At 70.7% G+C, this 24812-nt stretch carries 25 protein-coding genes and 1 pseudogene; 15 read left to right on the top strand and 11 right to left on the bottom strand.

What is annotated here, in order from left to right:
* Positions 1-43: 43 nt before the first annotated feature.
* Complete coding sequence (gene sthA / locus ACFRKB_RS26000) at positions 44-1447, top strand: Si-specific NAD(P)(+) transhydrogenase (protein WP_030353838.1); 1404 nt, start codon at positions 44-46, stop codon at positions 1445-1447.
* Positions 1448-1622: 175 nt separating this feature from the next.
* On the opposite strand, the gene ACFRKB_RS25995 is transcribed toward sthA, so the two are convergent.
* The 3 genes and pseudogenes from ACFRKB_RS25995 to ACFRKB_RS25985 all read right to left on the bottom strand — a co-directional run.
* Entirely contained in the window at positions 1623-2009 is a 387-nt protein-coding gene (locus ACFRKB_RS25995; protein ID WP_383108836.1) for a PadR family transcriptional regulator, read from the bottom strand.
* Between the two features lie 170 nt (positions 2010-2179).
* The gene (locus ACFRKB_RS25990; RefSeq protein ID WP_383108834.1) at positions 2180-2899 is read right to left on the bottom strand and encodes an ABC transporter permease; all 720 of its coding nucleotides are present in this window, start codon (positions 2897-2899) and stop codon (positions 2180-2182) included.
* Positions 2900-2934: 35 nt separating this feature from the next.
* Positions 2935-3426, bottom strand: a pseudogene (locus ACFRKB_RS25985) (ATP-binding cassette domain-containing protein); the annotation flags it as partial.
* Positions 3427-4202: 776 nt separating this feature from the next.
* On the opposite strand from ACFRKB_RS25985, the gene ACFRKB_RS25980 reads away from it, so the two are divergent.
* From ACFRKB_RS25980 to ACFRKB_RS25965, 4 genes are read left to right on the top strand one after another with little or no spacing between them, the layout of a single operon-like run.
* Entirely contained in the window at positions 4203-5810 is a 1608-nt protein-coding gene (locus ACFRKB_RS25980) for an ATP-binding protein (RefSeq protein WP_383108833.1), read from the top strand.
* Between the two features lie 2 nt (positions 5811-5812).
* On the top strand, positions 5813-6223 hold the full coding sequence (locus ACFRKB_RS25975) for a roadblock/LC7 domain-containing protein (protein WP_030353840.1): 411 nt from the start codon (positions 5813-5815) through the stop codon (positions 6221-6223).
* Positions 6220-6585, top strand: coding sequence for a DUF742 domain-containing protein (locus tag ACFRKB_RS25970; RefSeq protein ID WP_383007730.1), 366 nt, complete (start codon positions 6220-6222; stop codon positions 6583-6585). The genes ACFRKB_RS25975 and ACFRKB_RS25970 overlap by 4 nt, the downstream gene beginning before the upstream one ends.
* The gene (locus ACFRKB_RS25965) at positions 6563-7171 is read left to right on the top strand and encodes a GTP-binding protein (protein WP_365970571.1); all 609 of its coding nucleotides are present in this window, start codon (positions 6563-6565) and stop codon (positions 7169-7171) included. The genes ACFRKB_RS25970 and ACFRKB_RS25965 overlap by 23 nt, the downstream gene beginning before the upstream one ends.
* A gap of 26 nt (positions 7172-7197) precedes the next feature.
* On the opposite strand, the gene ACFRKB_RS25960 is transcribed toward ACFRKB_RS25965, so the two are convergent.
* The 3 genes from ACFRKB_RS25960 to ACFRKB_RS25950 are packed head-to-tail and all read right to left on the bottom strand — an operon-like array spanning position 7198 to position 9754.
* Positions 7198-7983 carry an amino acid ABC transporter ATP-binding protein gene (locus ACFRKB_RS25960; protein ID WP_383108832.1) on the bottom strand — a complete coding sequence of 262 codons (786 nt, stop codon included), beginning with the start codon at positions 7981-7983 and terminating at the stop codon, positions 7198-7200.
* The gene (locus ACFRKB_RS25955; protein ID WP_383108831.1) at positions 7980-8885 is read right to left on the bottom strand and encodes an amino acid ABC transporter permease; all 906 of its coding nucleotides are present in this window, start codon (positions 8883-8885) and stop codon (positions 7980-7982) included. The genes ACFRKB_RS25960 and ACFRKB_RS25955 overlap by 4 nt, the downstream gene beginning before the upstream one ends.
* Positions 8882-9754 carry an ABC transporter substrate-binding protein gene (locus ACFRKB_RS25950; RefSeq protein WP_383108829.1) on the bottom strand — a complete coding sequence of 291 codons (873 nt, stop codon included), beginning with the start codon at positions 9752-9754 and terminating at the stop codon, positions 8882-8884. Before ACFRKB_RS25950 ends, ACFRKB_RS25955 begins: the two co-directional genes overlap by 4 nt.
* 182 nt (positions 9755-9936) lie before the next feature.
* On the opposite strand from ACFRKB_RS25950, the gene ACFRKB_RS25945 reads away from it, so the two are divergent.
* Positions 9937-10704, top strand: coding sequence for a class I SAM-dependent methyltransferase (locus ACFRKB_RS25945; RefSeq protein WP_383108828.1), 768 nt, complete (start codon positions 9937-9939; stop codon positions 10702-10704).
* 44 nt (positions 10705-10748) lie between these two features.
* Here the strand turns inward: ACFRKB_RS25945 and ACFRKB_RS25940 are convergent, their stop codons facing one another.
* Positions 10749-11273 carry a DUF5954 family protein gene (locus ACFRKB_RS25940; protein WP_383108827.1) on the bottom strand — a complete coding sequence of 175 codons (525 nt, stop codon included), beginning with the start codon at positions 11271-11273 and terminating at the stop codon, positions 10749-10751.
* A 109-nt stretch (positions 11274-11382) separates the two neighbouring features.
* Entirely contained in the window at positions 11383-12639 is a 1257-nt protein-coding gene (locus ACFRKB_RS25935) for a D-arabinono-1,4-lactone oxidase (RefSeq protein ID WP_383108870.1), read from the bottom strand.
* A 228-nt stretch (positions 12640-12867) separates the two neighbouring features.
* Here ACFRKB_RS25935 and ACFRKB_RS25930 point away from each other — a divergent pair, with 228 nt between their 5' ends.
* Positions 12868-13563: a YoaK family protein gene (locus ACFRKB_RS25930; protein WP_383108826.1), complete on the top strand. Its 696-nt coding sequence runs from the start codon at positions 12868-12870 to the stop codon at positions 13561-13563.
* Positions 13564-13599: 36 nt separating this feature from the next.
* Here the strand turns inward: ACFRKB_RS25930 and ACFRKB_RS25925 are convergent, their stop codons facing one another.
* Positions 13600-14172: an NUDIX hydrolase gene (locus tag ACFRKB_RS25925; protein WP_383108824.1), complete on the bottom strand. Its 573-nt coding sequence runs from the start codon at positions 14170-14172 to the stop codon at positions 13600-13602.
* Positions 14173-14387: 215 nt separating this feature from the next.
* Here ACFRKB_RS25925 and ACFRKB_RS25920 point away from each other — a divergent pair, with 215 nt between their 5' ends.
* The 6 genes from ACFRKB_RS25920 to ACFRKB_RS25895 all read left to right on the top strand — a co-directional run bounded on the left by ACFRKB_RS25920 (position 14388) and on the right by ACFRKB_RS25895 (position 20311).
* Positions 14388-14840 carry a hypothetical protein gene (locus ACFRKB_RS25920; protein ID WP_383108823.1) on the top strand — a complete coding sequence of 151 codons (453 nt, stop codon included), beginning with the start codon at positions 14388-14390 and terminating at the stop codon, positions 14838-14840.
* Positions 14841-14982: 142 nt separating this feature from the next.
* Entirely contained in the window at positions 14983-16098 is a 1116-nt protein-coding gene (locus ACFRKB_RS25915; RefSeq protein WP_383108822.1) for a PLP-dependent cysteine synthase family protein, read from the top strand.
* An 86-nt stretch (positions 16099-16184) separates the two neighbouring features.
* Positions 16185-17396 carry an MFS transporter gene (locus ACFRKB_RS25910; RefSeq protein ID WP_383108869.1) on the top strand — a complete coding sequence of 404 codons (1212 nt, stop codon included), beginning with the start codon at positions 16185-16187 and terminating at the stop codon, positions 17394-17396.
* A 62-nt stretch (positions 17397-17458) separates the two neighbouring features.
* A complete protein-coding gene (locus ACFRKB_RS25905) occupies positions 17459-18268 on the top strand; it encodes a sulfite exporter TauE/SafE family protein (RefSeq protein ID WP_383108820.1) in 810 nt (269 codons plus the stop codon).
* 75 nt (positions 18269-18343) lie between these two features.
* Positions 18344-19435: an ABC-2 transporter permease gene (locus ACFRKB_RS25900; protein WP_383108819.1), complete on the top strand. Its 1092-nt coding sequence runs from the start codon at positions 18344-18346 to the stop codon at positions 19433-19435.
* Between the two features lie 75 nt (positions 19436-19510).
* A complete protein-coding gene (locus ACFRKB_RS25895; RefSeq protein ID WP_383108818.1) occupies positions 19511-20311 on the top strand; it encodes a VOC family protein in 801 nt (266 codons plus the stop codon).
* 95 nt (positions 20312-20406) lie between these two features.
* On the opposite strand, the gene ACFRKB_RS25890 is transcribed toward ACFRKB_RS25895, so the two are convergent.
* Positions 20407-20724, bottom strand: coding sequence for a UBP-type zinc finger domain-containing protein (locus tag ACFRKB_RS25890; RefSeq protein WP_383108816.1), 318 nt, complete (start codon positions 20722-20724; stop codon positions 20407-20409).
* Positions 20725-20936: 212 nt separating this feature from the next.
* On the opposite strand from ACFRKB_RS25890, the gene ACFRKB_RS25885 reads away from it, so the two are divergent.
* Positions 20937-21884, top strand: a complete 948-nt coding sequence (locus ACFRKB_RS25885) for a hypothetical protein (protein ID WP_383108815.1) — start codon at positions 20937-20939, stop codon at positions 21882-21884.
* A gap of 33 nt (positions 21885-21917) precedes the next feature.
* Here the strand turns inward: ACFRKB_RS25885 and ACFRKB_RS25880 are convergent, their stop codons facing one another.
* Positions 21918-22691, bottom strand: coding sequence for a polysaccharide deacetylase family protein (locus ACFRKB_RS25880; protein ID WP_383108814.1), 774 nt, complete (start codon positions 22689-22691; stop codon positions 21918-21920).
* Positions 22692-22967: 276 nt separating this feature from the next.
* On the opposite strand from ACFRKB_RS25880, the gene ACFRKB_RS25875 reads away from it, so the two are divergent.
* The gene (locus ACFRKB_RS25875) at positions 22968-24686 is read left to right on the top strand and encodes a PHP domain-containing protein (RefSeq protein WP_383108812.1); all 1719 of its coding nucleotides are present in this window, start codon (positions 22968-22970) and stop codon (positions 24684-24686) included.
* Positions 24687-24812 lie beyond the last annotated feature (126 nt).

Raw genomic sequence — 24812 nt, 5'->3', positions numbered from 1 at the left:
GCCCGCTCTTCCGGGAAACACGCACGGCTGACAGACTCCTCCCGTGCCCGACTTCGACATGCTTGTCATCGGATCAGGACCGGGCGGCCAGAAGGCCGCCATAGCGGCGGCCAAGCTCGGTCGCCGGGTCGCCGTGATCGACCGCCCCGACATGGTCGGCGGTGTCTCCATCCACACCGGAACCGTCCCTTCCAAGACCTTGCGCGAGGCGGTGCTCTATCTCACCGGGCTGGCTCAGCGGGATCTGTACGGCCAGAGCTACCGGCTCAAGGAAGAGATCACCGTCGCCGATCTGACGGCACGGACGCGGCATGTGGTCGGCCTGGAGGTCGATGTCGTACGCAGCCAGCTGGCCAGGAACCAGATCACCCTGCTCGCGGGCACGGGCCGCTTCATGGACGACCACACGGTCGCCGTACGCGACGCCTCCGGTCAGGACCGGCTGCTGACCGCGGATCACATCGTGATCGCCACCGGCACCCGGCCGGCCCGCCCGGCGAGCGTCGAGTTCGACGACCGTACGGTCATGGACTCGGACAGTGTGCTCAGCATGGAGAAGGTGCCCCGGTCCATGGTGATCGTCGGCGCCGGCGTGATCGGCATGGAGTACGCGTCGATGTTCGCCGCCCTCGGCAGCAAGATCACTGTGGTCGAACAGCGCGCGGGCATGCTGGACTTCTGCGATGTCGAGGTGGTCGAGGCCCTCAAGTACCGGCTGCGGGATCTGGCCGTGACCTTCCGCTTCGGTGAGACGGTGGCGGCGGTCGAACGGCACGAGCAGGGCACGCTCACCGTTCTGGAGAGCGGCAAGAAGATCGCCGCCGACGCCGTGATGTACTCCGCCGGGCGCCAGGGACTGACCGATGAACTCGACCTCGGCAAGGCGGGTCTCTCCGCCGACGGGCGCGGCCGGATCACGGTCGACGAGCACTACCGCACCGAGGTTCCGCACATCTACGCCGTCGGCGACGTCATAGGTTTCCCCGCCCTGGCCGCGACCTCGATGGAACAGGGCCGGGCCGCCGCGTACCACGCATGCGACGAGCCAGTTAATCCCATGCACCATCTCCAGCCGATCGGGATCTACACCATCCCGGAGATCAGCTTCATCGGCAGGACCGAGGACCAGCTGACGAAGGACCGGGTGCCGTTCGAGGTCGGGGTCTCCCGCTACCGCGAACTGGCCAGGGGCCAGATCGTCGGGGACGCGCACGGCGTACTGAAACTGCTGGTGTCCCCGGAGGACCGGCGGCTGCTCGGAGTGCACTGCTTCGGCTCGGGGGCGACGGAGCTGATACATATCGGCCAGGCCGTGATGGGGTGCGGCGGTACGGTCGACTACTTGGTGGACGCGGTGTTCAACTACCCGACGCTCGCCGAGTCGTACAAGGTCGCCGCCCTCGATGTGACCAACAAGATCCGCGAGATCGACCGCATGAAGCGCTGAGCCCGCCGCCCGGCTCTCTTACGGCTTGTCGTCCGCCATGACATGGGCGCCCGATTCGAGCCGGCGCAACAGGCCGAGCGTCCAGGTGATGTTGCTGTCCGCGGAATCCTTGAGCATCTCGAACAGCTCGCCGAGGCGGTCCGACTCGTCGGCGGCGATCCGGTCGGCGATCCGGTCACGCTCCGCCTCCTGGGCGGCGAGCCGTTCCCTCAGCAGCGCGACGGCCTCGGCGCGTGGCAGCTCCGTGAGCAGGACCAGCGCGGCGGCCAGCAGATCGGGACGGGGATCGGGGCCGCTTCAGGGCCTCCCTGAGCAGCCGGAGGAACTCGGCGTCACCCTGCTCGGTGATCTCGTAGTCCACCCGCCCCGGCCACTCCTCGATCTGGGTGGCGCGCATCAGTCCGTCCTTGGCGAGTTGTCGCAGCGCGTGATAGATCGAACCGGACTTGAGCTTGGCCCACTCCTGGGCCCACATCGATTCCAGCTCGCTGGTGATCAGATAGCCGTGCGCCGTGCCGTGCGTCCGCACCACTCCGAGTACCAGCAGCCGCGTTGCCGACATCGTCCTACCCGCCCCGTCACGTTGACCTGTGGGGTTACAGATTAGACCCGGCCAAGATCGGTGCGCCGGGCCCGGACGGCAACGAACCCGGTGCGGCCGTCACTTCGGCCACACCGGGCTGTCCGCGCGGTGAGCGGTGAAAGGCCAGGTGCGAGGCCCGCGGGCGAGGACTACCGGCTGAGTCGCCGGTAGCGGCGGACCGAGAGCGGGAAGAAGATCAGGATCAGCGCCACCGGCCAGACGACCGCCATCAGCTGCGCGTGCTCAGCGATCCACGAGCCGCCGCCGGCACCGGGGTTGCCGAAGAGTTCACGGGTCGCGGTGACCGTGGACGAGAGGGGGTTCCACTCGGCGATCGCGCCCAGCCAGCCGGGCATCGCGCTCGGTGAGGCGAAGGTGTTCGAGATCATGGTCAGCGGAAAGAGCATGCCGTACAGGGCGGCGACCGTCTCCTGGGTGCGGATCAGCAGCCCGACGTAGAGCATGTCGGCCACGCTCCGGCCCGCCACCACCGCGGAGGGCGCCATGGGCATCGAACGGAAGCGGTCCGTGACGCCCTTGTTGGCGTCGCTGTTGATGGCCGCCATCGTCTCGCCGATGCCCATCATCATCGTCATGGCGAACATGCCGGGCATGAGGAACTGACGGTAGTCCCCGCCGCCCGCGACGGTCATGGAGCTGCCGAACACATAGCCGAACAGCAGCACCATCACGCTGGGGTAGAGCAGTCCGGCGAGAATGCGCCCCGGCTCCCGCACCCAGTGGACCAGGTCCCGTTGAGTGATCGTCCAGGTGTCGGTGAGCGCCCAGCGCAGCCGCGCGAGCGGGGTCCGCGGGATCGCCGGAGCCGCGGCGATCGCCGTGGACGCTTTCACCAGGATGTGCGTCATGCCGGGACCTCCGCTTCCGTGCCTGCTGCCGTCGGGCCTTTCGCGTCGCCTGCCACCGCGATGTTGTCCGCGAGTTGATCGGCCTCGTCCAGATAGTGGGTGGTGAGCAGGACCGTGGTCCCGGCGTCGACGAGCGAGCGGACGACATCCCACACCTCGATACGGTGCCGGGGGTCCAGACCCGTCGTCGGCTCGTCGAGGAAGAGCACCTGCGGCGCCATGAGAAAGCCGGCGGCCAGATCGAGCCGTCGGCGCATACCGCCGGAGTAGTGCTTGGCCTGCTTGTCCGCGGCCTCGGTCAGACTGAACTGCTCCAGCAGTTCGGCCGCTCTGGCGCGGGCGGACGTGGCGTCCAGGTGGTAGAGACGGCCGAACATGACGAGGTTCTGACGTCCCTTCAGCACCTCGTCGACGGCGGGGTTCTGACCGGTCAGCCCGATCCGGTAGCGCACCTCGGCGGCCCGCGTGACGGTGTCGAAGCCGGCCACCTCGGCCCGTCCTCCGCTCGGCCGCAGCAGCGAGCAGAGGGCCGCGCCTCCTCCGCGCTCAGTCCGCGGGGCCCGACACCCGGGCCCCGTTCGGCGGGAGGCCCGCGGCGGTCACTCCGCCAACAGTTGTGCGAGACAAGCGAATTCCCTTTCCCGTTCCATGAGACTCACGGAATCGCTTCCCCTGAGGGCCTGAGAAACTTGCCAGTTCAATCAGCCCACCCTGCCCGCATGACACCGGATCTACTGGCCTTTGCCTTTTCTTTGCTTTCATGTCAACCGTCGTCCAGGGAAGCCCGAAGGGAATACACGAGGCGCCCGACGCCCTTTCCCGCGCCCCTGGCGCGGGGGACCCGAGAGGAAGACCGCCCAGCCAGACGGGCCTCTTGGGGCCCGGGGCCTGTCGGCTTCACCGCGATGCTCATGTACAGAACAACACCGGCGTGCGCCCGGCACGAAACATACCTTCGAGACGTCCGGTGCCGGGATATGACGTCAGGTGAGGCCGGGCGGATATACGATCCCCCAACAACGTCTGGCGAAGAGGTAGTTCAACCCATGATCAAATCACATGGCCACGGTGGGAGTGAGATACCCCGCCGACGGACACCCTCGCACCCGCCAGTCGTACCGGCTCCGCGCCGCCCTCACTCCCCGTGACCACTACCGGGTGAATCCCCAGCACCACATTTTTTCAGCCAACTCGAAGGTTTTCCATGGCACGTTCCCCCGCGCCCTCTCCCCGCTCCCGCAGGTCGCCGTGGCTTTGGCCGACGACCATGGTGGCCGCTCTCGCCGCATTCGCTGTCGCGATCGTGCCCATAACGCGCCTCGGCGCCGGTGTGACCGCGACCTACAGCGTGATCGCGCTGCTGGTCTTCGTCTGTCTGCTGGTGCTGCGCGCACAGCACCGGCGCGCCGAGTCCGATGTGGTCCGCTGCGGCGACGAGACCCGGGAGCGGGAGGCGGACACGGCCCGTCGCGACACCCGTTGGCGCTCCCATGTCCAGCACCAGGCCGAGCTGGTACGGGAGGAGGTCGAGCATCTCGTCAAGGAGCGGCTGCCCGCCGCACTCGCCAGGACGGAGATCCCCGGACCGCTGCACAGCCCCGAACGGCTGGGCGAAGGGGTCACCGACTGGTTCGGCCGGCTGCTGGCCGAGGTCGCCGAGGCGGTGGACCACCGCGAGGAGTCGCAGCGACTCGCGCTGGTCGAGCTGGCCAGCCGCGTGCAGACCTCGGCACACCGGATCCAGGCCGCGGTGACGGGGCTGGCGGACCGCTATCCCGGTGACGCCGATCTGCTGGAGACCACCATGCAGGTGGATCACGCGGCGACCCAGCAGGCCCGGCACGCGCAGAGCCTCAAGGTGCTCTGCGGCGAGTGGCCGGGGCAGCAGTGGCAGAAGCCGCTGGCGATGGTCGACGTGGTCCGCGCCGCGTCCGGACGGATCGTGGCGTACAAGCGTGTCGAGGTCACCGGCGACCCGGACGTCGGGGTCACACCGTCGGTCGTCGAACCGCTGATCCATCTGCTCGCCGAACTGCTCGCCAACGCCACCGAGTACTCACCGCCCCGGACGGGTGTGCCCGTGACCGTGCGTACGGTGCAGCGCGGCGCGGTCATCGAGGTGGACGACGGCGGTCTCGGCATGGACGAGTACCGGCTGGCCGAAGCACGCGAGATCGTGTCCGGCTCCCGGCTGCTCGGGGTCGGCGAGGTCGGTGAGATCCCCCAGACCGGCTTCCCGGTCGTGGGCCGGTTCGCCGACCGGCACGGCTTCCAGGTCGACCTGGGTCCCTCGCCGTACGGCGGTGTCCGCGCCGTGGTGCTGGTGCCCACGGGGGTACTGGAGACCCTCGCCCCCGCCGGTACGACGGCGCCCGCCTCTCCCGTTCCCCAGGTACCCCACGTGCCCCAGCCCACCTCAGCGCCCGACGGGCCCGACGCGACCGGCACCGCGCCGGAGCGGACCGCCTCCGGAAACGGCTCCGCCGCCGACCACCCGGCCGCCGCTCGGCCGGCCGCCTCCGAAGCCGCCCCCGGATCCGCCCCCGAGGCCGCCGCGACCGAGCCGGTCGCGTCCCGGCCCGCCGCCCCCGAACCCGCCACCGCACCGGCACCCGCACCGGACGTGTCAGTGCCGGCCGCGCGCGACGCGGCGTTCCGGGACGCCCCGGCCCTCCCGTCCCGGAACGGTCGCCGGCTTCCCCAGCGCCGCTCACGACGCGACGAATACGCCCCCGCGGTCGAGGCGGCCCCCACCGCCCTCACACCGCCGGGCACACCCGAACAGGCCGGTGACTGGATGGAGCAGTTCTTCGAGGGCGGCCGGGCCGTCCCGGCGTCCGACTCCGTTCCGCACGAGGGCCAGGACGGCTCTTCCTCCCCCACCCCAGATTCACCGGAAGGACTGACGTGAGCATGAGTTACGTGGAGAACCCGGAGCAGCGAGGCTGGATGATCGCCGAGGTCGCCGCTGTCCCCGGGGTGCGCGAGGTGATCGTCTTCAGCGCCGACGGACTGCTGCTGGCCAGTTCCGAGGGGATGAACCGGGACTCCGCCGACCGGCTGTCGGCGAACTGCTCGGGTCTTCAGTCCCTGGCCCGCAGCCTGGGCCGGGAGTTCGGCGAGGACGGTGGGGCCGTCCATCAGCAGATGGTGGAGTTCAATGGCGGGTTCCTGTTCATGCGCAGCGCCAACGGCGCCCATCTCGCGGTGGTGACCGGCCCGGTGGTGGATCCGAAGCTGGTCGCCCGTCAGATGCAGGCACAGGTCATGAAGATCGGCGCCGGCAATCTGAGCAGCCCGCCGCGACAGGAGTCCGCGCGGTGAGTGAACCGGACGGTGAGTACGCGGCCAGTGCGTTACGTCCCTATGTGATCACCAGGGGACGCTCCAGGCCCTCCCGTAACACCATAGGAGTCGAGACCCTTCTCATCGCCGTCGATCCCCCGCGCGACGTTCCGGTCTCCGCGACGCGGGAGGAGCGCGCGCTGGTGCGGATGTGCGAGCGGCTGCTGTCCCTGGTGGAGGCCGCCGCCCATCTCGAACTGCCGGTGAGTCTGGTGAAGGTGCTGGCATCCGATCTCGTCGACAGTGGCCATCTGTCCGCGCGCTCCGGCGTTCCGCAGGCCGTTCTGCCCGACTCGCAACTGCTTCAGGAGGTACTGGATGGTCTCCGTCGGCTCCGCTGACCGCTACTTGCCCGACACGGTCCAGCAGGCCGTCAAGATTCTCGTGGTGGGCGCCTTCGGTGTCGGGAAGACCACCCTGGTCGGCTCGGTCAGCGAGATCGCACCGCTGCGCACGGAGGAGGTGATGACGGAGGCGAGCATCGGCGTGGACGATCTGGCCGGTATGAGCACCAAGACCACCACGACGGTCGCCATGGACTTCGGCCGGATCACCCTCAACTCCTGGCTGGTCCTCTATCTGTTCGGCACCCCCGGACAGCGGCGGTTCTGGGATCTGTGGGACGGCCTCGCGGAGGGCGCGCTCGGTGTGCTCGTCATCGTCGACACGCGGCGGCTGGAGGACAGCTTCGATGTCCTGGAGCAACTGGAGCTCCGGGGGCTGCCGTTCGCGGTGGCGGTCAACCAGTTCCCGGACAGCGAGGAGTACGGGGTGGAGGAGCTGCGCACCGCGCTCGACCTGCTGCCGGAGACACCTGTGGTGATGTGCGACGCGCGTGAGCGCGCCGCCTCGGTGGACGCGCTGATCAGCCTGGTCCAGTATGTGTCGAACGTCGGTATGGTGCGCGCCGGTGAGACCGCTTCATGAACCGTTCCTCCCCGTCAGGCGGGCCGTCACAGCCGGCCCGCCTCGACGATCCGCCGCAGGAAGCGTCTCGTACGCTCCTGCCGCGGCTCCCCGAACACCCGCTGCGGCGTGCCGCGCTCCAGCACCACCCCGTTGTCCAGGAAACACACCTGGTCCGCGACCTCACGGGCGAAGCCCATCTCGTGCGTGGCCAGCACCATCGTCATCCCATCGCCCTTCAGATCGCGTACGACCGAGAGCACCTCACCGACGAGTTCGGGGTCGAGCGCCGCTGTGATCTCGTCCAGGAGCAGCAGCCGCGGCCGTACCGCCAGTGCGCGTACGATCGCGGCGCGCTGCTGCTGACCGCCGCTGAGCCGGTCCGGGTACTCCCCCGCCTTGTCCTCGAGGCCGAGCCGTACCAGCAGCTCGTGCGCCCGTGTCTCCGCCTCCTCGCGGGAGACGCCGAGGACCCTGCGCGGCGCGAGCGTGATGTTCTCAAGCACCGTCATATGCGGGAACAGGTTGTACGACTGGAACACCACCCCGATACGGCGGCGCACCGCGTCCGGGTCGGCCCGCGGGTCGGTGATCTCCTCGCCGTCGAGGAAGATCGCGCCGTCGTCGATCTCCTCCAGCAGATTGGCGCACCGCAGCAGGGTCGACTTGCCCGAGCCGGAGGCGCCGATCAGCGCGGTCACGGTGTGCGGGGCCACATCGAGACTGACATCGCGCAGGACGACCCGGTCCCGCCCGAAGGTCTTGCGTACGGACTCCAGGCGCAGCACCGGGGCGTCGTGGCCGCCCGCCGTGCGGGTGTCGTCGGCCGTCATACGGTTCCTCCCTGGGCGCGTCGGCGGTCCATCCGGGCCGTGACCCAGTCCGTGAAGCGGGTCATCGGGATCGTCAGCGCGACGAAGACGAGGCCCGCGACCACATACGGCGTGTAGTTGAAGTACTTTCCGGCGATGATCTGCGCCGCGTACACGGCGTCCACGGCACCGGCGATCGACACGAGACCGGTGTCCTTCTGGAGCGACACCAGATCGTTCAGCAGGGGCGGCACGACACGCCGTACGGCCTGCGGAAGCACCACGTACCGCAGCGTCTTGGCACTGGACAGCCCCAGCGAACGGGCCGCCGCCCGCTGCGAGGGGTGTACGGACTCGATGCCCGCCCGGAAGACCTCGGCGACATACGCGGAGTACGTCAGGACCAGCGCCGTCCCACCCAGCAGCACGGGGTCCGTGGTGACGCCCTCCAGCCGCAGCGCCGGGACACCGAAGACGACCATCAGCAGACAGATGATCAGTGGCAGCCCCCGGAAGAAGTCGGTGTACGCGGTGGCCAGGGCGCGCACCGGGAAGAAGACCGGGCCGCGCAGGGTGCGGGCGACGGCCAGCAGCAGCCCGAGCAGCAGGACACACACCCCGCAGACCGCCAGCAGCCGCAGATTGAGCAGCAGTCCGTCGAGGACTTTGGGCAGGGCCATGCGCGCGTACTCGGCGCTGAAGAAGGTCTCGCGTGTGCGCTGCCAGCCGGGTGAGCCCGTGATGACGAGGAACAGCACCACGCCCGTCACCAGCGTGGACAGCGCGGCGACGGCGGTGGCCCGGCGTGCGCGGGCGCGTTTGTACCGCTCGCGCGCGATCCGCCGCGCCGAGGGCGTGTACGTGTCCCCGCCCCCGCCTTGACCTTCGTCCTTCGTCAGCCGGACGGTGTCCGAGGAGGTCACGTGAGCACCGGGGCGTCCACGGCGTCGGCGAGCCACCGCTTCTCCAGCGCGGCGAGCGTGCCGTCCGCCCGCAGCCCGTCGACGGCCCGGGAGACGCAGGACGTGAGCGCGCTGCCCTTGTCGAGGACGAGCCCGAACTTCTCCGCCGCGCCGGCCGAGTTCGCGAACTGGCCGACCACCTTGGCGTCCGGCACCTCCGCCGAGGTGATGTAGAAGGCCGTGGGCAGATCGACGACGATCGCGTCGACCTGGCCGTTGCGCAGCGCCGATTTGGCGAAGTCGTTCTTCTGGTAGACGGCGGGCTGCCGCGTCGGCTTGATGATCTGGTTGATCGTGTCGAGGCTCGTGGTGCCGACCTGCGCGCCGAGCTTGGCGTCCTTGAGAGCGGCGGCGGTCGTCGCCTTGGCGTACGGGGAGTCCTTCAGCGCGATGACGGCCTGCCGTACGTCGTAGTAGCCCGAGGAGAAGTCGACGGCCTTCTCGCGCTCGTCGCTGATGGAGATCTGGTTGATGTCGAAGTCGAAGTTCTTCTCGCCGGGTGCGAACGAGTTGTTGAACGGCACGGTCTGCCAGACGACTTGGTCCTTCTCGTACCCGAGAGCCTTGGCCACGGCATACGCCACCGCCGATTCGAAGCCCTTGCCGCTCGTCGGATCGTCGTCCTGGAACCAGGGCGCGTAGGCCGGCTTGTCCGTGCCCACCGTCAGCTTCCCCTTCGTTTCGGTGGCCAGTGCGCCCGGGTCGCAGGAGGACGCCGAGGACGACGCGCCGGCCTCGGACGACGTGTCCTGCGGGGCGCAGGCCGTGGCGGCGGCGATGACGAGGAGGGCGGGAAGCGCGGGGAGGAGGCTTCGGGCGGTGAGGTGCATGGCGGGAGAGTGGCACCGCACAGGGTGATCTGTCGAGATCACAGCGTTGCGATCGCATGAATTCCGCCGGTGGGCGGGTCCGCGTTGGCCGGGAACCGCCCACCGCGCCCTGTGCCCCCCGCACGGCCCCGGACCGGCCGCGCGGGGCGAGACGTGGGGCTCTGTCGTTACCCTGGGTCTTGATGTTCACACCCCAGGGCCCGACCCTTCGCGAACTCGCCGTGCAGGCGTTCTCGTCCATCGAGCACGGCTACGACCTGCTGGCGCCGAAGTTCGACCACACGCCGTTCCGTACGCCCGATCATGTGCTGGACGCGGTGGTACGTACGGTCCGGCCGCTCGGGCCGTTCGCCAGGGGGCTCGATATCTGCTGTGGGACCGGGGCCGGAGTGGGTGTGCTGCGGCGGTTGTGCGACGAGCGGGTCACCGGTGTCGATTTCAGCGCGGGCATGCTCGCCGCCGCCGCTTCTGCCCCTGCCCCTGACTCCGCCACCGCCTCTGACTCCGCCTCCGGCTTCCCCGAGTTCACCTCGGCGGCCGTCGACTGGGTACGGGCCGACGCGCGCGCCCTGCCCTTCGCGCCGGTCTTCGATCTGGCCGTCAGCTTCGGCGCGTTCGGCCATTTCCTGCCCGCCGAACGGCCCGTACTGTTCGCGCAGGCCCATGCGGTGCTCCGGCCGGGCGGTCTGTTCGTCTTTCCCGTTCCGGCACCGCCCCGTGTCGGCTCCCCGCTCTACTGGGCGCTCTGGGGCTTCGATTCGGCGATGCGGCTGCGCAATCTGCTCTGGCATCCGCGATTCGTCATGTACTACCGCACGTTCAGGCTTCCCGAGGTACTCGACGAACTGGCCCGGACGGGGTTCACCACGGAACTCCTTCCGCTGACGGACCTCGGCCAACGCCCCGACGGCAGCCCCCGATGCGCCCTGGTGGTGGCACGCCGGGGGTGAACCCCGTACGCCCCTGGCCCCGTGATGGACCCTGTCGGGCCCCGTCAGTCGTCCAGCGCCCGACCCGGTCCCCGGGGCCCCGGACGTTCGTCGAGCACTTCGGGAAACTCCTGGTCCCGTGGCTGCGGCGGCTGGGGGCCATGGCCGGTCATGATGATGGTCTGCTCGATGCGCACCATGCGGTAGACATCACCGCCGATGATCACCTGGTCCTCGCCGCGTACGACCGCCTCGGCGGCCCGGCTGAAGCGCGGCGCCAACTCGCCCGCGTCCACGGCCCGTACCCGCAGCACATCACGGAGATCCGTCCTGGCCTCCTCCTCGGCCGGAACCGCCGGAAAGAGCTGCCGCCACCCCCCGTCCTCATGGAGCATCGCCGAATACGCGGTGTAGTGCGAGACCGACGTCCGCTCCCAGTCCGGTCCGTTCACGGGGAACTTACGCCGTAGCGCCTCCTCGCGCTGGCCCAGCTCAAGCAGCCGCCGGGCGGCCGCGTCGTCGAATAACCCGCCCGCGGACTCACCGTCCGCCGTCTCATCGTCCGCCGCTTCATCGGGGTTCGCGCTCACGTGAGTAGAGTGCCGCAAAACAGCGGTCCCCGAGGGCGGGATGGGCGGATCTTCCGGGGTAAATCCCGCCATTTTTTACGCGGGCCCGCGAAGATCGGCTGGGCAGGCTCTAGCCGCGCCCGCCCGGGAAGTACCGGTCCAGCAGGTCGTTGCGGAAGACTCCGCGCGGGTCCAGCTTCGCCGTCAGCGCCTCGAAGTCGGCGTACCGCCCGTACAGCGCCGCCACCCGCTCCGGGCCCATCGTGAACAGCTTTCCCCAGTGCGGTCGGGCCTCGAACGGCGCCAGCGCTTCCTCGATCGCGTCAAGTACGGGCGTGACGGCGGCGGTGTCCGGGTGCCAGGTGAAGTGGAAGGCCACCGTGTCCCGTCCATGGGCGGGACTGAGCCACAGTCCGTCGGCCGCGACCGTCCGGATCTCACCGATCTGGAGGACCGGCGCGATGCGCTCCCTGATCCGGGCCAGCGCGTCGAAGGCCGCGCGCCCGTCCTCCCGTGCGACGAAGTACTCGCTCTGGAGTTCGTCGCCGCTGCTCGGGGTGAACTCGGGCCGGAAGTGCGGCAGTCGTTCGTGCCACGGACCGGCGACGCCGGACTGCTCCGTGCAGGTCGACGCGTCCATACCGGGCACCGGGTGCCGGGGGCCGTCGGCGCGCACGGCGCCGAAACGGCTGTCCGGCGCCGGGTCCGGGTCACCGTCGCCGATCCGCTGCTTGAGCCACAGCTGCTCGATCCGGTCCGTACGCCAGCTGGTGAAGAGGCTCACGCTGTAGGCGGCGGAGAGCACCTCGTCGAACCGCTCGCGCAGTCGCTCGTACGGGAGTCCCTCGTACACCCACTGCCGGATGTCGTACGCGGGAACGAGGTCGAGCGTCATACGGGTCGCGATGCCGGCCGCGCCGAGGGCGAGCACCGCCCCCGCGAAGTCCTCGTCGTCCCGGTCGAGGACGAGCAGTTCGCCGTCCGCCGTGACGAGTTCGATCGCGCGGACCGCCGAGGCGAGCGTGCCGTTACCGGCCCCGGATCCGTGCGTTCCGGTGGCGCACGCACCGGCGACGGAAATGTGCGGGAGCGAGCCGAGGTTGTGCAGGGCCAGGCCCGCCCGGTGCAGGGTTCCGGTGAACTCGGCGAACCGCAGACCCGCGCTGACCGTGACGGTGGCGGCCGCCTCGTCGATCTCCACGATCCGGGGCAGCCCGGCCACCGAGACCAGATCGCCGTGGGTGTCCGCGATGGTGTTGAACGAGTGGCCGCTGCCCAGCGCGCGCACCGAGCCGCTCCCCGCGACGATCTCCCGCAGCCGCTCCACCGATGAAGGCGTGTGCACGCGCGCCGCGTTGAAGGTGATGTTGCCGGCCCAGTTCCTCATCACGGGAGATGTGGCCGGGTCGCGGGCGGCGTCGGGGCTTCCAGGCGGCTGGAGCACGGAGTTCTCCTTCTCTGAGGTCGGGCGCGGCGGCCATGCCCGCTCCCGTACTTCTTACCGCATGCGCCCGCGCCACCGGTCCGCGTGGTGCGGGCGGGACGCCCGGTACGCCGGGGCTAGGGTGACGGTCCGCCGGTGGGAGGGAAAGCGCGAAGGAAAGCAGGTGCCCCCGTGCCCGAGAGACTTCCCGTGGCACCGCGGTGGGCCGTGGCCGCGCTGCTGGCCATGACCTTCGCGACCGGTCTCGTGGACGCGGTGAGCTATCTGCGGCTGGGGCATGTCTTCGTCGCCAATATGACCGGCAACATCGTCTTCCTCGGGTTCTCCCTCGCGGAGGCGTACCAGCTGCCGGTGGTGGCACCGATCGTGGCGATGGCGGCCTTCGTCCTGGGGGCGTTCCTCGGCGGGCGGCTCAGCAGGTTCCTCGGCGGCCGGCCCCGGTTCTGGCTCGTTCGCGCCTTCGCCTGCCAGGCCGCCGGACTCACGCTGACGGCTCTGCTGCTCGGTACGGGGGTGCTGCGCCCCGACGGCCGGCTGGTCCTGGTGATCATCGCGCTGCTCGGTGGCTGCTGCGGTCTGCAGAACGCGACGGTGCGCCTGCTCGCCCCCCGGGATCTGGCGACGACCGTCCTCACCCAGGCGCTCACCGGGCTCACGGCGGAGAGCGTGCTCGGGGCCGGCCTCGGTAAGGATCCGCACCGCAAGGTCGGCTCGGTGCTGGCGATGTTCGCCGGAGCGGCGACCGGCGCGCTGCTGCTCCAGATCACGCTGGCGGGAGTCGTCGGGCTGGCCGCCGTCCTGGTGGGGGGCGTCGCGTGCCTCTTCGCGCTGGCGCCGGAGCCGGTGCCGAACGACTCCGCGGTCTGAGGACGCCCGGCCCGCGCCGCCCGCCGGTCGGACGCGCTACGCGGCGACGGCGAGCAACTCCTCCACCCGCCGCAGCGCTTCACGGACGTTCTCCTCGGAGGTGGCCTCCCGCGCCTCGGCCGGGGTCATCCAGCGCAACGGGGCGTCGGGGTTCTCCGGCCGTGCCGCGTCGGGGTCGGCCGTGGCCAGGACGAACCGGAGGTCCGCGTGTTCATGCGCGGGTTCACCGGCGCCCGCGGCGACCGGCACGATCACCACCTGTACAAGCCGCGCGAGGGACGCGTCCGGATACGGGACCAGGTCCCCGAGCCCGGTCTCCTCGTGGCCCTCCCGCAACACGACCTCCAGTGGATCGCTCTCGCCCGGATCGCCATGGCCCCCGATCTGGAGCCATGAGCCCTGGCGTGCGTGCCAGCGCATCAGCACCCGCCCGCTCCCGGGGTGCACGATCAGCGCGGACGCCGTCACATGCAGCGGAGTCGAGCGCAGCCAGGGATCGTCCGCGTCCTCCACGAGCGCGCGGACGCGGGCCGCGTCGGCGGCCTCCCGCGGATCCCGTGTCCGGTACCGGGACAGCAGATCGACGACCGGTCGGCCGGCAGCGTGCATCGTGTTCTCCATACCCGTCAACTCGTTGAAGCGGCGCGGCCGTCGCGCGCCACGCCACCGAGGACGTTACGGATTTCGGCGACCGATGTCCTCCGGGTTTTCCCGGGGCGACCGCCGGATCCCGGCTTTCCCGGCGGGATACGGGATGGTCCGACCAGCGCGACGGACACCCCCCGATTGCGACCTGGGGTGACTGATCGCATACGCTGCGCTACATGAACGGTGCGGCGAGGTACGGGAAGGGCGGGCGCGGGCCGAGGCCCTGCGTCGTGCTGCTCACCGTGCTGGCCGCGCTGCTCCATGTGCTGGGCTGCGCGCACGGTCCGGTCTCGGCCGCGCCCGTGCAGAGCGCGTCGATGTCCACGGCGGCGGTCGCGCCGCAGTCCCCCGGCCCCGGTGCCCTCGGTCACCGGACCGCGCCGGTGGCCGGCTGCGCCGGCCGGGCCAGCCATGGGGCGGCTTCCTGCACCGACGCGGATGAGCCGAGCGTCCTGCCGCAGCGCCCGGACACGTTCGCTGTCCCGCTGACGGTGGACGGGCCGGACGCGGCGGACACCGCCGTACGGAATCCGATGGGCCCACGCGCCCATGCGGCACGCGAGAACGGCCCGAGCGGACGGGACACGGAACACCGGCGGCGCGCGGCGCTGGGTGTGTGGCGGAACTGACGGCGGCCCCGGGCCTCTGACTGCGGTACGGGCGGCTCCATCCGCCCGTACGGCCGGCGGCTCGACAGGCTCTCTGCTCGTTCACCCCCCTCATCATGGCCGGGGCGCGCCCACACGCGGCCGGCCGCTGGAGCTCTGCGCGATGGACCACTTCGACGTTTCACCCGCCCCTCAGCCGGCCCACAGCCCGGCGGCGCTGGTCGGCGACACCCCGACGCTGTGGATCGGCGCCCCGTTCACGGCCTCCGGCCGTGGCTTCTGGGCCAAGCTGGAGGGACACAACCCCGGCGGAATCAAGGACCGTACGGCCCTGTACATGGTGGCGCGCGCCCGGGAGCGCGGCGAACTGCCGCCCGGGGCACGGATCGTGGAATCCACCTCCGGCACGCTGGGCCTGGGGCTGGCGCTGGCCGGGGTGGTCTTCGGCCATCCCGTCACCGTCGTCACCGACCCGGGGATGGAACCGCTGATGACCGGGCTGCTGACGGCGTACGGCGCGGACATCGAGCTGGTACGGGCGCCGCATCCGGTGGGCGGCTGGCAGGAGGCCCGCCGACGGCGGGTGGCGGAGCTGCTCGCCGCGTATCCGGGTTCCTGGTGCCCGGATCAGTACCACAACCCCGACAATGTGGCCGCGTACCGTCCGCTCGCCCTTGAGCTGGTGTCCCAACTGGGCCGGATCGACACGCTCGTGGCCAGTGTCGGTACGGGCGGGCACTCCGCCGGGATCGCCTCTGTGCTGCGCGACCACTTCCCCGCCCTGCGTGTGGTGGGTGTCGACACCACCGGCTCGACCATCTTCGGCCAGCCCGCGGCGCCCCGGCTGATGCGCGGTCTGGGCAGCAGCATCCATCCGCGCAATGTCGCGTACGGCCTCTTCGACGAGGTGCACTGGGTGGCCGCGCCGGAAGCGGTCTGGGCCGCGCGAGCGCTGGCGCGGGCGCGCTATGCCACGGGCGGCTGGAGCGTCGGGGCCGTCGCCCTGGTCGCGCGCTGGCTGGCGGGCGTCCGGCCACCGGAGGAGCGGATCGTGGCGGTCTTCCCGGATGGGCCGCAGCGGTATGTCGGGACGGTGTTCGACGACGCGTACTGCCGTGAACACGGGCTGCTGGACCACCGGCCCGACGACCGTCCCAGGGAGATCACGCATCCCGGAGAACGCACCGTCACCCGGTGGACGCGCTGCACGACGGTGGTGGACCCGCTCGCCATGACCGGCCCGGAGGCGGGCGGCGGCCTGGCGGGGGTGGCCCGGTGAAGGGCTCCGTGGCAGCGCCGACGACCGCGCGGACGACGGGTCTGTGGGCCTCGACCCGGTCCTTTCCGCCCGCGGCACGCCTGTTGATGGCGAACCAGTTCGCCATCAATCTCGCCTTCTACATGCTCATGCCGTATCTCGCGGCGCATCTGGCCGGCGGTCTCGGACTGGCCGCCTGGGCGGTCGGTCTGGTGCTCGGCGTCCGGACGCTCTCGCAACAGGGGATGTTCCTCATCGGCGGCGCCCTGGCCGACCGGTTCGGCTACAAGGCGCCGATCATGGCCGGCTGTCTGCTGCGCACGGGCGGTTTCGCGCTGCTCGGGTGGGTGGACCAGCTGCCCGCGCTGATCGTGGCCTCGGCGGCGACCGGATTCGCGGGCGCGCTGTTCAATCCGGCGGTACGGGCGTATCTGGCGGCCGAGGCGGGTGAGCGGCGGGTGGAGGCCTTCGCGGTCTTCAACGTCTACTACCAGGCCGGGATGTTGCTGGGGCCGCCGGTGGGTCTCGTGCTGCTCGCCGCCGACTTCCGGCTGGTGTGTGTGGTCGCGGCGGTGATCTTCGCGGCGCTCACGGTGCTCCAGTGGCGCGCGCTGCCCGCCCGGGGCGGTGGCACGAGCGTGGACGAACGGCCCGCGGGGATGCTGACGCAGTGGCGCACGGTGCTGGCCAACCGGCCGTTCCTGCTGTTCTCGCTGGCCATGATCGGCTCGTACGTACTGACCTTCCAGGTCTATCTGGCCCTGCCGCTGGCCGCCGCCGACGCGCTGGGGCCGGCCGCCGAGCAGGCCACGGGCGCGCTCTTCGTGATCTCGGCCGCCGTGGCGGTGGTGGGGCAGACACGGCTGACGCGCTGGGCCACGCGCCGCTGGAGTGCGCGGGGAGCGCTGGTCCGTGGGCTGACCGTCATGGGGCTGGCGTTCGTCCCGCCGGCCCTGGTCCCCGCCGGTGACGGGCGTGGGGCGCGGCTGTGGATGCTCGCCGCGCTGGTGGCGGCGGTCGTCGCGCTGGCCGTCGGGAGCGCGGTGGTCTATCCGTTCGAGATGGACACGGTCGTCGCGCTGTCGGGCGACCGGCTGGTCGCCACCCACTACGGCCTCTACAACACCGTCTCCGGGCTGGGCATCACGCTCGGCAACCTGGGCACGGGCGCGCTGTGGGATGTGGCGCAGCGGCACGACGCCCGCTGGCTGCCGTGGGCAGTGCTGGCCTGTACGGGGCTGGCCTGCGCCGGAGCGGTGTGCGCGCTGGCGCGCGGCGGCCGGCTGACCGCCCCGGGGGTCCGGCCCGTACCAGGCTGATTCCGCCGAGCGCCGCCCGCCCGGTGGCGGTCCCGCACCGGGGCATACCATCGGTTGCCGAAATGGACATATCTTGGTGGGGATTTGCCGTGCTGGCCGCGGCGGCGGCGCTCGTCGGCTTCTCGAAGACCGCGGTGAGCGGCGCGAATACGGTCAGTCTGGCCGTATTCGCCGCCGTGCTGCCCGCACGTGAGTCGACGGGCGTGCTGCTGCCGATACTGATCGTCGGTGATGTGGTGGCCGTGCTCACCTACCGGCGGCATGCCCACTGGCCGACCCTGTGGCGGCTGTTCCCCGCGGTCGCCGCCGGAGTGGTGGTCGGCACCGTCTTCCTGTTCTGGGCCGATGACGCCGCTGTCCGCACCTCGATCGGCGCGATCCTGCTGCTGATGGCGGGCGTCACGATCTGGCGGCGGCGCGGCGGCGCGGACAGCGTCAAGGAGCCACGGGACGGGGCGGAGAAGGGCGAAGCGGCGGGAGCGGTCTCCGGGAAGGGCGGCCCGGGAGCATCGTCCGCCGGTCGCGTCATGGCACGTTCGTACGGTGTGCTCGGTGGCTTCACCACGATGGTCGCCAACGCGGGCGGCCCCGTCATGTCGCTCTATCTGCTCTCCGCGGGGTTCCGGAAGCTCGGCTTCCTGGGCACCTCCGCGTGGTTCTTCCTGATCGTCAATACCTCCAAGCTGCCCTTCAGCGTGGGACTCGGCCTGATCGACGGCCGTTCCCTGCTGCTGGACGCCGCTCTGGTGCTCTTCGTCTTCCCCGGCGCCCTCATCGGCAAGGCGTGTGTGGACCGGATCGACCAACGGCTCTTCGAGCGGCTGGTGATCGGGGCGACGGTCCTCGGCGGTCTACAGCTCCTGCTGCGCTGAACCCCGCCGCTCATCGCCTGAGGGACGGCGGCAATATGCGGCGTTCTTCCGATACGCGTGGTTTACGGTGCCTTCATGGACGCGGATCATGAAGGTCACCCACCCTCCGGCGGCGCGCACATCAGACACCGGACCATGGGCGAGCGCTGGTCCGCCTTCACCGCGTCGCCCTTCCTCCCCGCGATCGTCCTGACCTTCATCCTCGCCGCGGCGGCCGGGCTCTTCGCGGGTTCCTACACGTACAACATGGCGAATCCGACGCCCCACCGGATCCCCGCCGCCACGGTGGGCCCCACTGGCACCGCCACCGCCACCGCCTTCGTGAACGGCATGCAGAAGGCCCTCAACGGCTCGCTCGAACTCCGTCGCTATCCGAGCGACGCGGCGGCCCGGCGCGCGGTGGAGGAGCAGGAAGTCTTCGCGATTCTGACGTTCCGTCCGGGCCGCGTCGATTTCGCGGTGGCCGGTGCCGCCGGGGCGTCCGTGGCGCAACTGCTCACGGAGACGGCCCTGCCGGTGGCCAGGGCCACCGGGGTCCCCGTAAGGATCAGCGATGTCAAGCCGCTCCAGAAGGGAGACCCGCGCGGGCTGGCGCTCTTCTATGTCTCGCTCGCCGCCGTGGTCATCGGCTTCATCGGGGCGATTCAGCTGAGCATCCACGCGGCCGGGCTGAACCGCTGGGCACGGATCGCCTTCACCGTCGCGTACTCCCTGCTCGGCGCGTTCACGATCGCCTCGGTGGTCGACTGGTGGCTCGGCGCGCTCATTCTGCCCTTCGTCGAATCGTGGCTGATCCTGGCGTTCACCATGTTCACGTCCGGGATGGTCTTCACCATGTTCAACACCCTCATGGGCCGGTGGGCGATGCTGCCGACCTGGGTGCTGCTGGTGATGCTGGGCAACCCCTCGTCCGGCGGAGCCGTCTCCTGGCCGCTGCTGCCCTCCGCGCTGGGGCACATCGGACGGTGGCTGCCACCGGGCGCCTCGGTCAACGCCAACCACACCGCGGTGTACTTCGGCAACGCCCAGCACGCGTTCCCCTTCGCCGTGCTGGCGGGCTGGGCGCTCGTGTCCCTCGCCGTGTTCCTGTCCTGGCGCCGCCGGCACCCCGGCCGCCGGGAGCACAACCCGGCGCACGCCGGTACGGACCGGGACGCGGGGAAGTAGTGCCGGGCCTGGCAGAGTAGAGGCACCGAACGGGGGCAGTAGGTAGTGACAACAGAGAGTGACAAGGGGCGGGGCGTGGGCGGAGTGAACGGTGTGCAGCAGGACAAGATCGACTCACAGACGGTGGCCGGAGCTCCCTGCTGGGTGACGCTGCTCTCCCGTGAACTGCCCGCCGCCCAGGCCTTCTACGGCGATGTGCTGGGCTGGACCTACCGGCCGGCGGGGCTGGGCGACGACTTCCGCGTCGCCCTCTCGGACGGAATGCCGGTCGCGGGCATCGGCGCGCCCGCGGCCTCGCTCCAGGTCGCCGTCTCCTGGACGCCGTACTTCGCGGTGGCCGATGTGGACGAGGCCGCGGCCCGGATCAGGGAGCGCGGTGCGACCGTCGCGGTGGGTCCGCTGGCCTTCCACTCGGGCCGGGCGGCGCTGGCCATGGACCCCGACGGCGCGGCCTTCGGCATCTGGGAGGGCGCGGTGCGCTCCGACTGGACCGTGGGACGCGGCAGCGCCCCGGCCTGGCTGGAGTTGTGTACCCGCGACACCGACGACGCGGCCAGGTTCTACAGCCAGGTCCTCGGCTGGGCGCCGGAGACCGAGGGCGGTTTCGCGCTCGTCCGCGAAAACGATCACGCGGTGCTGCGGCAGGACGAGCATGTGGTCGCCAAGATCCGCGGCGGCGGCGTACAGGGGACGCCCGACCCCCGGATCCGGCCGCGCTGGCATGTGTACTTCCGGGTGCCGGAGGTGTCCGGTTCGGTGGCGGCGGCGCTCGACGGCGGAGGCGCGCTGCTCTCGCCTCCGGACGCGTCGCGGGCCCCGGCGGAGGCGACGCTGCGCGATCCGGACGGCGCGCTGTTCACCGTGACGTCGGGCTGACGCCCGGACCGGCGTCCCGTTGACCCCGGTCCGGTCCGGTCGCCCGCGGCTCACGGTCGGGCGGGCCGTGTCAGGGTCGGGCGGGCCGTACCGGGTCAGGCGGGTCGTACCGGCGGAACGCCCTCCACCTCGAAGACGACCTCGTCCTCGTAACACCACCACCAGCCCTCACCCGGCTCGTACGAACGGATGAGCGGGTGCCCTGACGCCTTGTGGTGCGCGGTCGCGTGCTTGTTCTTGGAGGAGTCGCAGCAGCCGATGTGCCCGCAGCCCTGGCACTCCCGCAGATGCACCCAGGTGTCCCCCATGGCCACACACTCGGTACAACTGTCCGGGCTGTCCGCGGTCACCGGCCGCACATCCGCGAGATGAGCGCAGATGAACCCGCTCCCGCGCTCTCCGCTGTTCGTCATCACGCCGCCGCCCGTCCGACCGCACAGGTCACTCGCACAGGTCACTTCGAGTCAGTCGCCCTTGTTTTCACCGTACGGCCGGTCTTCCGCCACCGCCAGCAGGACCGGAACCAGGACTGCCCCCGGCGGCGTCTTGACAGCCGTCCGGCGCGGGAGAAGCCTGGATATCCGGTGCTCGCCGGGGGGCGGGCGGGGGGAAACGGGGCAGCAGGGTGAGTGATCCGCGCACGCATATCTCGGGACGGGCCATGGCCACGGGTGTGGTCCTGGCACTGGCGTTGCCACTGACCGCGTGTGACTCGGGGGGTGACAGCGGCGGCGGTTCCTCGGCGGCGGTCGGCAGTGCCACGCCGAGTCCCACCCCGACCGTCGACCCCGCCGCGTACCGCGGCGCGCTGGACACCACGCTCGGCCCGCTCGACAAGGCCCTGCGCGCGGTGGACCGCGCGAGCGAGGGCCGCGCCCTGGAGCGGGCGCTCGGTACGGCCTCGACCGCGGCCGCCACCGCCGCCGGCGGGCTGGAGACGGCCGAGGCCCCCGATGACGCCGTGACCGGCAACGCCGCTCTCGCCGCCTCGCTGCGCGATCTGAGCCAGAGCCTGGCCGACGCGGGGGCCGGCGAAGGACGCTGTGCCACCTCACCGCGCGTCGAACTGGGCTCGGCCGACGGCCCCCGGCGCGTCAGGGAAGCGAGCACCACGCTCACCGGCCTCGGCTACCCCGTACGGCTGAAGCTGCCCCGCACCGAGGAGCCGAAGCACCGCCGGCTCGGCAACGGCGCCTTCGTGAAGGACGCCAGGTCGGGCGGGCTGGGCCGGCTGACGGTCAGGAACGGCACGGACTCCGACGCGGTGGTCTCCCTGACCCGTGGCAAGAAGACCGCCTTCACGGTGTACATACGCAAGGGAGCCAGTACGACGGTGCGCCGCGTCGGGGACGGCTCGTACACCGTGTACTTCACCTCGGGCTCGGACTGGAACTCCTCGAAGAGGTCCTTCACGCGGGACTGCGCCTTCGAGAAGTTCGACGACACGGCGGATTTCAGGACCGTGCAGGTCAGCGGGGGTACGCAGTACACGGTGCTGACCTTCTCGCTGGCCAAGACGATCGGTGGCAACGCCACCACCAGCGAGGTCCCCGAGAGCGAGTTCCCGTCCTGACTCCCCGGCGTCCCTGGAACCCCCGGAACTGCTTCAGGGCTTGTAGACCTTTCCCGGCTCGGCCCGTCCCGGCGCCAGCAGCTGGGGGACCGTGACGAACGTGTAGCCGCGCCGCTTCAGCTCCTCGATGATCCCGGGGACGGCCGGCACGGTCCCGTCGTAGATGTCGTGCAGCAGGATGATGCCGTCGCGGTCCGCCTGGTCGAGGATGCGCTTCTCGATGAGCTCGGAGTCCGTCGTCGAGTAGTCCTTGGCGGTGGCGCTCCACATGATCTGCGCGAGGCCGAGCTCCCGGCTCACCTTCGCGACCTCGTCGTCGGTACGGCCCTGCGGCGGGCGCATCAGGGTGGGCTTGTGGCCGGTGATCTCCGCTATGGCGTCCTGCGTACGCGCGAGTTCTCCGCGTACGGAGTCGGGGTCCTGGTCCGAGAGGATCTTGTGCGACCAGGTGTGGTTGGCCACCTCATGGCCCTCGGCCGCGATTCGGCGCACGAGGCCGGGGTGTTTGACGACATGGTTCTTGCCGAGCAGGAAGAACGTCGCGGGGACTCTCTCCTTCTTGAGGATGTCGAGCAGCCCGGGGGTGTGCTCGGACGGTCCCGCGTCGAAGGTGAGGGCTATACAGCGTTCCTTCGCGCAGTCGACCGCACCGGCCGCGACCTTCGCCCCGTTCCTGGCGTCGCCTCTGGCGTCGGCCGGCGAGTGGGGGTCGTACGAGGAGCAGCCGCTCAGCACCAGGGCGAGCGAGGCGACGGCCGCCAGTGCGCCCGCTGCCCCCGGGCCGCGTGACGAAGTGTTTTTTGGCATGACAAATCCCTCTTGCGGAGCCCCCGGACAGGGCGGAACCGAATGACGCAGCCGCACTATACATAGCGCGTATACATGCAGTGCATAGTGGGGTGTTCCCCGCTCCCGGATGTTTGGTGAAGACGCTCACGCCCCTACGACCTGCGTCAACACCCCCAGGCCCGGCGTTCCGTACGGAATTCAACATCGCGCGTACGGATCCCCGTCACCGCGCCGTCATTCCGGCGATCGAACATCTGACCCGCTGGGCATCACAGGCATCGGCGAGGAGCAGCAATGGGCCACGGCCATCACCACCCGCACGACCACGCACACGACCACGCGCACCACCATCAGGCCGACACCGGCCCCCTGCCTCCGGCGCTCGACGCCGACGTGCCGGACAGTGAGCTGTCGCCCAGCCAGCTGTCCCGCCGCTCGATGCTGCGCCGCGCCGGTCTGCTCGGCGCGGGCCTGGCCGGGGCGGGCGTGCTGGGCGGCGCCACCGCCGCCGCCGCGCAGTCGGCCGCTTCCGTCGGCTCGTCCGGCCGGGGCAAGAGCGACGGCTTCCTCTGGCTGGCGGGCGACCACCACATCCACACCCAGTACAGCAGCGACGGCAAGTACCGCGTCGTCGACCAGGTGCGCCAGGGCACGGCGCACGGTCTCGACTGGATGGTCATCACCGACCACGGCAGCGCCGCGCACGCCAAGATCGGTGTGGAGAAGGTCAACCCGGACATCAAGGAAGCCCGCGAGACCTACAAGGACCAGCTCGTCTTCCAGGGGCTGGAGTGGAACATCCCGGGCGCCGAGCACGCCACGGTCTTCGTCCACCCGGGCCGCAACGAGGTGGAGGTGCTGAAGAAGTTCGAGACCGACTACGACGGCAGCCTGCACCCCAGCTCCTCCAACGCCACCAATGAGGCGCTGGCCATCTCCGGGCTCCAGTTCCTCGCCGACCAGGTGCGCCGGCGCAAGGTCGACGACGCCGTGATGCTCGCCAACCACCCGGCCCGCAACGGCATCGACTCGCCCCACGAGATCCGCGGCTGGCGCGACGCCACCTCGGCCGACCACCCCATCGCCATCGGCATGGAGGGCGCCCCCGGCCACCAGGCGGCCGGTCTGCCGAAGCCGAACGGCAGTGGCGGTGGCCGTGGTTACTACGAGAACGGGCCCAACGCCAACTCCTTCGCCGCGTACCCGCCGGAGAGCTACCGCACCTGGGGCGGCTTCGACTGGATGACCGCCACGGTCGGCGGTCTCTGGGACAGCCTGCTGGCCGAGGGCAAGCCGTGGTGGATCACCGCCAACTCGGACTCGCACAGCGTGTACGCCGAGCCCTCCGTCATCGGGCCCGACGACGACTTCAACGCCAACGGCAAGCACTCCGACCCCGTCTACGGAACCGGCCTCGACCTCGGCAAGGGCGACTACTGGCCGGGCCACTACAGCCGTACGCATGTCGGCGCGGACCGGTTCTCGTACGCGGCGGTCATGGACGGTATGCGGGCCGGCCGGATCTGGGTCGACCACGGCGGGCTGATCAGCGGTCTGGACGCCCGGGTCAAGGGCGGCGGGCGCTGGGCCACGCTCGGCGGCGCGCTGCACGTCAAGCGCGGCACTGAGGTCGAGCTGTCCATCGACATCGCCCTGGCCAACGGCGCCAACTGGGCGCAGTTCGTGCCGAAGCTGGCCCGGGTCGATGTCATCCAGGGTGAGGTCACCGGTCACGTCCACGACCGGGACACCTTCACCGCGCCGACCGCCAGGGTCGCGAAGTCCTTCGAGGTCAACAAGTCGACCGGCACCGTCCGGCTGACGTACAAGCTGGGCCGGGTCTCCGGGCCGCTCTACGTCCGGCTGCGCGGCACGGACGGCAACCGCACCGCCGTGGGCCCGAACGGCGCGTCCGTCGACCCCGTGGGCCCGGCGCTGGACGTGATCGGCGATGCCGACCCGTGGAAGGACCTGTGGTTCTACTCGAACCCCATCTGGGTGCTTCCGTCCTGATCGCGTGCTGATCGCCCGCCCCGGGAACAATCGGCGGGGACGCGCCGTCTGAACCACGCTCGCCCCTGTGACGACCCCGACCGGCATCCCCCGTCCGGTCGGGGTCTTCTGTGTTCTCCGCCGGTC

The organism is Streptomyces scopuliridis (assembly GCF_042790125.1).
GTDB classification, from domain to species: Bacteria; Actinomycetota; Actinomycetes; order Streptomycetales; family Streptomycetaceae; genus Streptomyces; species Streptomyces scopuliridis_A.
Note: the sequence above shows the minus strand (reverse complement) of the source record. Positions and strands in the feature narration are given on the sequence as shown.